Annotated in this window: 10 protein-coding genes; 4 read left to right on the top strand and 6 right to left on the bottom strand. The window is 71.0% G+C overall.

The window, feature by feature from the left end; all coding sequences use genetic code 11:
* Nucleotides 1-286: 286 nt before the first annotated feature.
* From ACH47Z_RS43940 to ACH47Z_RS43925, 4 genes are read right to left on the bottom strand one after another with little or no spacing between them, the layout of a single operon-like run.
* Nucleotides 287-1,351 carry an NAD(P)H-dependent flavin oxidoreductase gene (locus ACH47Z_RS43940; RefSeq protein ID WP_399085198.1) on the bottom strand — a complete coding sequence of 355 codons (1,065 nt, stop codon included), beginning with the start codon at nt 1,349-1,351 and terminating at the stop codon, nt 287-289.
* Nucleotides 1,348-2,112: a CoA-transferase subunit beta gene (locus ACH47Z_RS43935; protein ID WP_399085196.1), complete on the bottom strand. Its 765-nt coding sequence runs from the start codon at nt 2,110-2,112 to the stop codon at nt 1,348-1,350. Before ACH47Z_RS43935 ends, ACH47Z_RS43940 begins: the two co-directional genes overlap by 4 nt.
* Nucleotides 2,109-2,957, bottom strand: coding sequence for a CoA transferase subunit A (locus ACH47Z_RS43930; protein ID WP_399085205.1), 849 nt, complete (start codon nt 2,955-2,957; stop codon nt 2,109-2,111). The genes ACH47Z_RS43935 and ACH47Z_RS43930 overlap by 4 nt, the downstream gene beginning before the upstream one ends.
* A gap of 11 nt (nt 2,958-2,968) precedes the next feature.
* Entirely contained in the window at nt 2,969-3,724 is a 756-nt protein-coding gene (locus ACH47Z_RS43925; protein WP_399085193.1) for an enoyl-CoA hydratase family protein, read from the bottom strand.
* 79 nt (nt 3,725-3,803) lie between these two features.
* Here ACH47Z_RS43925 and ACH47Z_RS43920 point away from each other — a divergent pair, with 79 nt between their 5' ends.
* From ACH47Z_RS43920 to ACH47Z_RS43905, 4 genes are all read left to right on the top strand, one after another.
* Nucleotides 3,804-4,580: an SDR family oxidoreductase gene (locus tag ACH47Z_RS43920; protein ID WP_399085189.1), complete on the top strand. Its 777-nt coding sequence runs from the start codon at nt 3,804-3,806 to the stop codon at nt 4,578-4,580.
* Between the two features lie 25 nt (nt 4,581-4,605).
* Nucleotides 4,606-5,520, top strand: a complete 915-nt coding sequence (locus tag ACH47Z_RS43915; RefSeq protein WP_399085186.1) for an SDR family oxidoreductase — start codon at nt 4,606-4,608, stop codon at nt 5,518-5,520.
* A gap of 238 nt (nt 5,521-5,758) precedes the next feature.
* Complete coding sequence (locus ACH47Z_RS43910) at nt 5,759-6,337, top strand: TetR/AcrR family transcriptional regulator (RefSeq protein WP_399085183.1); 579 nt, start codon at nt 5,759-5,761, stop codon at nt 6,335-6,337.
* Nucleotides 6,338-6,419: 82 nt separating this feature from the next.
* Nucleotides 6,420-6,725, top strand: coding sequence for a putative quinol monooxygenase (locus ACH47Z_RS43905; protein ID WP_399085180.1), 306 nt, complete (start codon nt 6,420-6,422; stop codon nt 6,723-6,725).
* Nucleotides 6,726-7,491: 766 nt separating this feature from the next.
* Here ACH47Z_RS43905 and ACH47Z_RS43900 read toward each other — a convergent pair.
* Both ACH47Z_RS43900 and ACH47Z_RS43895 read right to left on the bottom strand, forming a co-directional pair.
* The gene (locus ACH47Z_RS43900) at nt 7,492-8,817 is read right to left on the bottom strand and encodes a DHA2 family efflux MFS transporter permease subunit (protein ID WP_399085178.1); all 1,326 of its coding nucleotides are present in this window, start codon (nt 8,815-8,817) and stop codon (nt 7,492-7,494) included.
* Nucleotides 8,818-9,004: 187 nt separating this feature from the next.
* Entirely contained in the window at nt 9,005-9,343 is a 339-nt protein-coding gene (locus ACH47Z_RS43895; RefSeq protein ID WP_399085175.1) for a hypothetical protein, read from the bottom strand.
* Nucleotides 9,344-9,412 lie beyond the last annotated feature (69 nt).

Genomic DNA, 9,412 nt, shown 5'->3' with positions numbered 1-9,412 from the left:
GGACAGATCAATCGAGGACGGGTAGACAAGCACGCGAAACTCATGGCGGACACGGGTGATCTCGGTCGAGAACCCGTCTACCAGGAGCTTCGTCGTTGCGCAGGACTGTACAACTCGCGGTCAGAACCGGCAGCTTGGAAACGGCTCACTTGTTCGATCTGCTCACGCCAGAATGCTGTCGACGTCCGCGCCTGGCAGCGAAGGTGCTGCCTGCGGATCTCGCTCTCGTTCCGGCAGCTGCGGTGCCTCGCGCTCGGTGGCGACGAGGCCTTGGGGAGTGCGGGATTCAGCCCGCTGCGGGCAGGGCGCGGAGGGTGGCCTGGGCCTCGGCCATGATGCGGTCGACGAGGTCGGCGCAGGACGGCAGGTCGTCGATCAGCCCCGCGACCTGGCCGGAGGCCATCACGCCGAGGTCGGTGCGCCCCTCGACCATGGATGCCTTGAGCAGCATGGGGGTGTTGGCGGCCAGCAGCACCTGGCTCCAGGTCAGTTCCTTGCCGTGCTTCATGGCCAGGCCGTCTCGCGCCATCCGGGCCCAGCTCATACCGGTGTGCTTCTTGAACGCCGCCGCGTGGCGGATCGCCCGGAGCAGCGCGGTGGTTCGGCCCGAGCGCTCGAGGGCGTCGACCAGTTCCGTGCGCAGCATCCGGTGCGGCAGGCCGTCGACCTTCGTGGTGACGGTGACGTCCTGGACCGACGCGGCCAGGTACCTGGCCTTGACCGCGTCGGGGACGGTGCTGTCGGAGGTGAGCAGGAATCGGGTGCCCATGGCGATCCCGGCGGCGCCGTAGGCCAGTGCGGCGATCAGGCCGCGGCCGTCGTGGAAGCCGCCGGCCGCGATGACCGGGATGTCCACGGCGTCCACGATCTGAGGGAGCAGGACGGTGGTGGCGACGTTGCCGGTGTGCCCGCCGCCCTCGCCGCCCTGCACCACCACCGCGTCGGCGCCCCACGCGGCGACCTTCTCGGCGTGCCGCCGGGCGCCGATCGAGGGAATGACGACCACTCCGGCGTCCTTGAGCCGTGCGATCAGCTCCCGGGAGGGCGCGAGGGCGAACGAGGCGACCGTCACTCCCTCCTCGATGATGATCCGTACGCGCTCGGCCGCGTCCCCGGCGTCCGCCCGCAGGTTGACTCCGAAGGGTGCGTCCGTGCGGGACTTCACCTCGCGGACGGCGGAGCGGAGTTGCGCGGTGGTCATGGTGGCGGAGGCGAGGACGCCGAGCGCCCCGGCGCCCGCGGCGGCCGAGACCAGGCGGGGTCCGGCCACCCACCCCATGCCGGTCTGCACGATGGGGTGCCGGACCCCGACGAGCTTGGTCAGGGCGGTCTCGATCCTGGTCTCCGTCATGCCGGGGGCACCTCGCGCTCGCGCATCCCTGCTGGATCGATGACCTCACGGATCAGGCGCAGTTCCTCGTCGGTGGGTTCGCGGGTGTACGGCACCTCGTCGGGGATCGTGAGCGGGAAACCGGTGGCCTCGACGACCTGCTCGACCGTGACCCCGGGATGCAGCGAGCGCGGCCGCATCGTCCGGTCCGGCGTCTCGAAGTCGAAGACGCCCAGGTCGGAGATGACGTTCGCGATGTGGTGGTAGCGGGTCGCGGAGGGCCCGGCCGCGGCGGCGCGGTCGTAGCCGACGCCGCAGACCATGTCGACGCACGCCACGAACACCCGTCGCGAATGTCGCGGCACCCAGTAACTGGTTGGGTTGTTGAGGGTGTTGACCGGAGCGCCACGCACGCCCAGCAACTGGCGGGTGGGCCTGGCCCAGTCGCCGATGCAGGAGATGTTCTGGTTGCCGTGCCGGTCGAGTTGGCTCGCGCCCATCATCACGTGCCGCCGCCCGGTGGCGACCAGCGCCAGGTGCCGGCGGTACGGCAGCCAGCCCTCCACCACCTCCGCCTTGGCGCCGATGGCCGGGACGTCGCCGATGAGCAGCGCCTCGCCGTCGGTCAGCAGCAGCTCGGGGGAGAAGGTGAGCTTCGCCAGCCGGGCCCCGATCGTGGGGATCGTGCCCATCGGGCCGGCCAGGACCTCGCCCGCGCCCCGCCAGGCCTCGGCGCAGGCCAGAACGCACGTCTCGGCGCGCGTCGCCTTCGTCGCGATCACGCTTCCTCCTTGTGGAACGCCGCCACCGCGGCCTGGTAGGCGTCCTCGTCGCCGGACAGGAACCGGTCGGCGAAGGCCCGCCAGGCCTCCGGGTCGCGGGCGGCCTGGGCGTAGGCGCGCTGGAACGCCTCGTCGCGGTCGTGGTCCGGGGCGCAGGAGGTGAAGTGCGTGCCGTTCGGGGTCTCGACGACGCCGTCCACGAACGCGCGCTTGACCAGCAGGGTCTGTGGGCCGGCCTCCTTGAGCAGGTCGGCGGTGTCCACGATCCGCTCGCAGGAGACGTACGCAGCGTCGGCGGCCTCGCAGAACAGGTCGTCGAAGTACGGGTCGGGGCCGAGGCACTGGCCGTTGCCGTGAGCGTCGGCCCGGTTGAGGTGGACGAGCGCGGCGTCCAGGCGTAGGGCGGGGACGGCGGCCAGCTCCTCGCCGTCGTCGTACGGGGATCTCACGGTCCGCAGCCGCGAGTTGACCCGCATCACGTCCGAAGCCAGGCCGGCCCGGATCGGCATGAACGGCAACCGGTGCACGGCGGCCGTCAGCCCCCACATCATCATCGCCTCGTCCAGCTCCATCAGCTCGAACGCGCCCCGCTGCCGGGCGGCGGTGAAGTGTGGTTCCAGCGGGATCGAGTCGAGGGTCGCGAACGCCGTGACCAGCTTGCGGACCTTCCCCGCGGCCGCCAGCAGCCCGACGTCCGGGCCGCCGTACGACACCACGGTCAGATCGGTGACGTCTGAGCGGAGCAGTGCCCGTACCAGCGCCATCGGCTTGCGCCGCGAACCCCAGCCGCCGATTCCGATCGTCATGCCGCTGCGCAGACGGCCGACGACCTCCTCGGGGGTCATCGTCTTGTCCCTCAACTCCGGTCCTCCTTGGCCGATACGAACGCGTCGCGGTGTCGGTCGGCGATGCCGCTGAGGTTGGCTTCGAAGGTGAAGCCCTGCTCGTAGCGGTAACTGCGACGGACGTCGACCGGGTCGATACCGTTGATCGCGGCCTTGGCGAGGCGGATGAGATGCCCGTCCTTCGCGGCGATCTCCCGCGCCAACTCCATTGCTGCCTCATGGAGTTGGGCACGCGGGACCACCTGCCAGACCGAGCCGTGCCGGTGCAGTTCCTCGGCGGTGACGGTGCGCGAGGTGTAGTACAGCGCGCGCATCAGGTGCTGGGGGACCAGCCGGGCGAGGTGGGTGGCCGCTCCGAGCGCGCCGCGGTCCAGCTCGGGCAGCCCGAAGGTCGCGTCCTCGCTCGCCACGATCGCGTCGGCGTTCCCCACCAGGCCGATGCCGCCACCCAGGCAGAAGCCGTGCACGGCGGCGACCACCGGGACCTCGCAGTCGTAGACCGCGGAGAACGCCTCGAAGCAGCCGCGGTTGGCGCCGATGAGTGCCTCGTGTCCCTCGGTGCGCTGCATCTCCTTGATGTCGACGCCGGCGTTGAAGCCGCGGCCCGTGGCGGTGAGCACGACGCAGCGCACCTTCGGGTCGGCTCCGGCGGCGCGCACGGCGGCGGCCAGGTCGTACCAGCCCTGCACGGGCAGGGCGTTGACCGGTGGGAAGTCCACGGTGACGACCGCGATGCGCTCGTCCGGGGCGGAGGTGGAGACACCCATGAGCAGATCAGCTACCTTTCCACCAAACATTTGTTAGGTGGAAAGGTAGCAGCGGTCCGTTCGCTGCGGGAGGTGCCCATTGGCAGCGATCATTGATCTGTCCGGACGCGTGGCGGTCGTCACCGGCGGAACGCGGGGGGTCGGCGCGGGGATCACCCGGGCGCTGCTCGCGGCGGGCGCGGAGGTCGTGACCTGCGCGCGCCGCCCCCCGGACGAGCGGGTCGGGGCGGCGGGGCGGACCGCCGAGTTCCAGCCCGTCGACCTGCGCGACCCCGAGGCGGTCCACGCCTTCTTCGAGCGCGTGCGGGCGGCGTACGGGCGGTTGGACACCCTCGTCAACAACGCCGGGGGGACCACCTTCCGGCTGCTCGGCGAGGGCGGAGCCGAACGGCATGCCCGGGTGGTCGAACTGAATCTCCTCGCGCCCCTGAACGCCTCCCTCGCCGCGTACGAGCTGATGCGGAGTCAGGAGTCGGGCGGTTCCATCACCATGATCGGCAGTGTCAGCGGGACCCGCCCGTCACCGGGCACCGCGGCGTACGGAGCGGCCAAGGCGGGCCTGGAGAACCTCGCCCGTTCCATGGCCGTGGAATGGGCGCCTGCGATACGGGTCAACACGGTGGTCCTCGGCATGGTCCGCACCGAGCTGGCCCAGTTGCACTACGGCGACGAGGCGGGCATCGACGCCGTCGGCCGCACCGTGCCGCTCGGCAGGCTCGCGGAGCCCTCCGACGTCGGCGACGCCTGCGTCTTCCTCGCCTCCGACCGCGCCGCTTACATCAGCGGCGCCGCCCTGCTCGTCCACGGCGGAGGGGAGCGCCCCGCCTTCCTCGACGCCGCCACCGCCAACCACTGACCGTCTCGAAAGGCAGGAAGCACCCATGAGCACCGGAATCTGCACGGGACGCGTCGCCGTCGTCACCGGCGCCGGGCGCGGGCTCGGCCGCGCGCACGCCCTCGCGCTTGCCGCCGAGGGCGCCAAGGTCGTCGTCAACGACCTCGGCGTCGGCCTCGACGGCACCGGAGGGGCGGCCGGACCCGCTCAGCAGGTCGCCGAGGAGATCCGGGCGCTCGGCGGGGAGGCCGTCGCCCACGGCGGCGACATCGCCACCACCGACGGCGCGGCCTCGCTCATCGCCACCGCCCTGGAGGCCTTCGGCCGCCTCGACACGCTCGTCAACAACGCCGGCTTCCTGCGCGACCGCATGCTCGTCAACCTCGACGAGGACGAATGGGACGCCGTCGTACGCGTCCACCTCAAGGGCCACTTCCTGCCGCTGAAACACGCCGCCGCGCACTGGCGCACCGAGGCGAAGACCGGCCGTACGCCCGCAGCGCGCGTCGTCAACACCAGCTCCGGAGCCGGCCTGCTGGGCAGCGTCGGCCAGGGCAACTACTCCGCGGCGAAGGCGGGGATCGTCGGCCTGACCCTCGTCGCCGCCGCCGAACTGGCCCGCTACGGCGTCCAGGTAAACGCCATCGCCCCCGCCGCCCGCACCCGGATGACCGAGCAGACCTTCGCCGGCACCATGGCCGCGCCCGAGGAGGGCGGCTTCGACGCCATGGCCCCGGAGAACGTCTCCCCCCTCGTCGTCTGGCTGGGCTCCGCCGCCTCCGCCGGGGTGACCGGCCGGGTCTTCGAGACCGAGGCCGGCCGGATCACCGTGATGGAGGGCTGGCGCCCGGGCCCCACCGCCGACAAGGGCGCCCGGTGGACTCCCGCGGAGGCCGGCGAGACAGCGCTGAAACTGCTCGCCGACGCCGAGCCCCCGCAGCGGGTGTACGGGGCACGGTGACCGTAAGTCCGTGAAGGCCGCGTGCCCGCAGCGGACGCCCGGCCGCCGCCGAACGTTGAACGGCCGAGTCCGGAACACGTTTCCCGGTCAGCGGGAATTCGCGCTCCCCGCGGCGGAGATCCTGCGCTCCGCCGAGCACCTTGGTGACAGTTCCGGCTGGTGCTGTGACCGGGAACGTCAGGGGAGGGTGTGAGCATATTCTTGACCCTGAAGTACAGAATTGGCTAGCCTCCCTTTCATGGGCAGGCCCAAGCAGTTCGACCCACAAGCCGCCGTCGGCGAGGCTGTGGAAGTCTTCTGGCGCAAGGGGTATGCGGCCACCACGCCGCAGGACCTGGTGGATGCCCTGGGTATCGGCAAGGGGAGTCTGTATCACGCCTTCGGGAGCAAGCGGCAGCTTTTCCTCCTCGCGCTGCGGCAGTACGGGGACGCCCAGGTGGCGGCACTGGCGGAGCGGTTGCAGGGGCCGGGTCAGGTCAAGGACAAGCTGCGAAACGCGCTGTGGGATCTGGCGCAGTTCGATCTGACGGACCCTCTTCTACGCGGCTGTATGGCCGTGAACACGTCGGCCGAACTTGTCGGCGCAGGCGAGGAGGCGGCCGCCGTGATCCGCGGCGTGTTCGACCGGATCGAGTCCACGCTGGTGGCGGTGGTCGAGGAGGGCCTGCGGACCAGGGAGATCGACTCGGGCCGCGACCCGCAGGAGGTCGCGAGCGGGTTGCTGGCCACCATCGTCGGCATGCATGTGCTGGCCAGGACCGCCGACGGCCCCGAACGCCTGACGCGGATCGTCGCCGCGGCGGTCGCGGCGCTGTAGCACCGTCCAAGCCCCTGCCGAAAACACCATCCAAGCCCGTGCCGAACGGGTGCACTCTCACCACTCCACAGAGGTGGCAGTCATGGTCAACATCGGATTCTTCGTACGCATAGAGGCCAAGCCCGGCCACCAGGCCGCCGTCGAAGCGCAGTTGAAGTTGGCCCTGCCGCAGGTCGAGGCGGAGCCCGGCACCGTCGTGTGGATGGCCCTCCGCCTGGGCCCGACCACCTATGCCGTCGTCGACGCCTTCCCCGACGAAGCCGCTCGCCAGGCCCATCTGGAGGCAGGCCGCGCACGGTTGGCGGCCGATCCCGAGCACTTCGCCGAGCCGCCGGTCATCGAGGCCACGGACGTCATCGCCGCCAAGGTGCCGGCCGTCGGCATGTAGGGCCGTGACCTGGAAGGTTCGCCGGATTTGGGATCGGGCTGCGGCTTCGGGGCGTCCGCCCCGGCGGAGGCGCAGGGGCCTGAAGTGCGCCTCGATCGGGTTGGCTCAGGAGGCGTAGGCCGGGGTGAAGCACAGCTCGACCTTGTTCGGCCGGGCCCAGGCGCCTCCATCCCCGCACCGACACCGCCGCTGCCGGGGGCGGCACGGCGGGCTTCCCGGTCGACTTCACTCTGCAGACCCTCGCCGACGGCGCCACCGCCTACACCACCGCCCGCACCGTCATCGCCGAACCACATCCCGACGCAGCCGCCCAGACCTACACCGTCACCGCCGCCACCGGCCGCTATCTGCGCCTGAAGGCGACGAAGCTCGGCACGCCCGCCTCGGACGAGCCCACCAAGTACCGCCTCCAGGTCGCGGAGATGCGCGTCGGCTGAGTGCGCGCGAGCCTGTGGCCGACGCGGCAGTGCCGTCCCTGGTTGTTCATGGGACGACCCTGACGGGGACTCCGGAATACAACGACAACGCCCTCGGTCCTCCAGCCGAATCGTCTGGAGGACCGAGGGCAGGACTTGACAGCTGGGCCGGGCCCTGTCACCGCGGTCGACGCCGGAGCGGCGGATACGCTCGCCGGGTTCTTTCTCGTTGCGGTAGGCGAGGGGCGGCGCTCAGCGCTCCCCTCGACGCCGGATGCCTCTCCGGCTTCGACCGAGTCGCTGCCCGGAGAGGCGCCGGTCGGGTCCCCCCGGCTCGCCGAGCGGTCGGCTCAGGCGTTGATCTTGCGATCGGCCTTGAGCAGCGGCGTCGCTGCCACGGCCGCGAGCAGGAGTACCACGGTGATGACCAGGCTGGTGCGCAGGCCGTGCAGGAAGTGGGTCTGGTCGGAGAGCAGGGCGCCGAAGACCGCCACGGCGAGGGCACCGCCGACCTGGCGGGCGGTGTTGAGGAGGCCGCTTGCGGTGCCGGCGCGGTGGGCCGGGACGCTGTCCAGCAGTGCAGCGGTCAGCGGCGGCATGACCAGGGGAGCACCGAAGCCGACCGGGAACATCGGCAGGGCCACCAGCCACACCGGAGCCGTGGCGGGCAGTACGGCCAGAGCGCTCATGCCCGCGATCATCAGCAGCAGTCCGGTGGTGATGGCCGCCCGCCGGCCGATCCTCTCCACAAGCCGGGCGGCGACCGGGTTCAGCAGGGCGGAGAAGGCCGTCATCGGCACGAACGCCAGGCCGGTGGCCATGGAGGACAGGCCGCGCAACTGCTGGAAGTAGAGGCTGAACAGGAACGGAAGCCCATAGAAGCCGATCATGAACGTGAAGCCCACCACGACGGCGATCACCACCGTGCGATTGCGGAACATCTCCAGCGGCAGCATCGGATGCGCCGCACGGGCCTCGATCGGCAAGAAGGCGGTCAGCGCGGCGACGGCGACGCCGAGTGCGACCAGGACGCGGGGCGAGGTGAAGCCGTCGGCACCGGCCTCGATCACTCCGTAGGTCAGACCGCCCATCGCCAGGACGGCAGCGATCTGACCGGCGAGGTCGAAGGGCACCTGCCGGTGCGGTGAGGGCTGGGTGCGCGCCAGCAGGACGAGGGCGGCGACGCTGATGGGGAGGTTGATGAAGAAGATCAGTCGCCAGTTCAGTTCGGTCAGCAGACCGCCCACGATGGGACCCGAGGCGGCGGCCGCGGCGCCGCCCATGGCCCACAGTGCGATCGCGCGGGCCCGCTTGACCTGGTCGTCGTACGCCTCGCGGATCAGGGCGAGGGTGGCGGGCATCATCGCCGCCGCCCCGGCGCCCTGCACGAACCGGGAGGCAATCAGCACACCGAGGCTCGGCGCGAGGCCGCACGCGGCCGAGGCAAAGACGAACACCGTCAAGCCGGCCGCGAAAGCCCGCCGCGCACCGACCCGGTCCGACAGCGCGCCGGCCGACAGCAGCAACGCGGCGAACATCAGGGTGTAGCCGTCCACCACCCACTGCAGTCCCGTCATGCCGCCCCCGAGACCGTCGCGGATCGACGGCAGGGAGACATTGACCGCCGTGGCGTCCAGGGTGATCACGAAGAAGCCGACCACCGAGGCGGAGAGCACACGGGCCGCGTGGCGGCTGTGCCCCCCGGCAGTCCGATCGGCAGGGCGTCGGGTGGCGGGGACCGGGGACGACACGGAATCTCCCAAGACCAGTAGGGGTGTGGACGACCGGGCGGCGCTGCGGACCTTGGCCACTGCGAGCGCCGACGGCCCTCGCTGTTGCGCGAGGCCTTGAGCCAACCGGCCACTACTGAGGAAACCCCTGTTCACGGCGGCGCGGAAGGTAAAACTGTTCCAGGTACTGACAGAACCCCCACGCCCGATCGAATTGGAGTTCCACACCCACCAGGACGAACAGCGCTCCGTTGATGATGAACGTGGCCGGCGACCAGAACGCCGGCGCCTGTGTGCGGTGTTCGGCCCAAATGATGCGAGGGGCGTTCGCGTTGCCCCACGCGACTGCTGCTCCGACCACGGCTCCGCCACCGTAGGCGAGGAGGAACAGCCCGCCGACGTACGGAATGCTCAGGCGTTCCGAGGACGGTACCGTGCCGAGGTTCTCGTCGAGGGCCTCGAGGGTTTCCATCTGCGAGCCGCAGTGTCGTGGTCCTGGCCTGGTCGGACATGTTCGTCGCGGTGGCGACGCGATCCAGTT

The organism is Streptomyces sp. NPDC020192, from assembly GCF_044388685.1.
Classification (GTDB): Bacteria; Actinomycetota; Actinomycetes; order Streptomycetales; family Streptomycetaceae; genus Streptomyces.
Note: the sequence above shows the minus strand (reverse complement) of the source record. Positions and strands in the feature narration are given on the sequence as shown.

Bases quoted from the DNA above. Each gene is read 5' to 3' on its own strand.
- ACH47Z_RS43940 (WP_399085198.1), bottom strand. From the start codon at position 1,351: ATGACGGAGACCAGGATCGAGACCGCCCTGACCAAGCTCGTCGGGGTC.
- ACH47Z_RS43930 (WP_399085205.1), bottom strand. From the start codon at position 2,957: ATGACCCCCGAGGAGGTCGTCGGCCGTCTGCGCAGCGGCATGACGATC.
- ACH47Z_RS43925 (WP_399085193.1), bottom strand. From the start codon at position 3,724: ATGGGTGTCTCCACCTCCGCCCCGGACGAGCGCATCGCGGTCGTCACC.
- ACH47Z_RS43915 (WP_399085186.1), top strand. From the start codon at position 4,606: ATGAGCACCGGAATCTGCACGGGACGCGTCGCCGTCGTCACCGGCGCC.
- ACH47Z_RS43910 (WP_399085183.1), top strand. From the start codon at position 5,759: ATGGGCAGGCCCAAGCAGTTCGACCCACAAGCCGCCGTCGGCGAGGCT.
- ACH47Z_RS43905 (WP_399085180.1), top strand. From the start codon at position 6,420: ATGGTCAACATCGGATTCTTCGTACGCATAGAGGCCAAGCCCGGCCAC.
- ACH47Z_RS43895 (WP_399085175.1), bottom strand. From the start codon at position 9,343: ATGGAAACCCTCGAGGCCCTCGACGAGAACCTCGGCACGGTACCGTCC.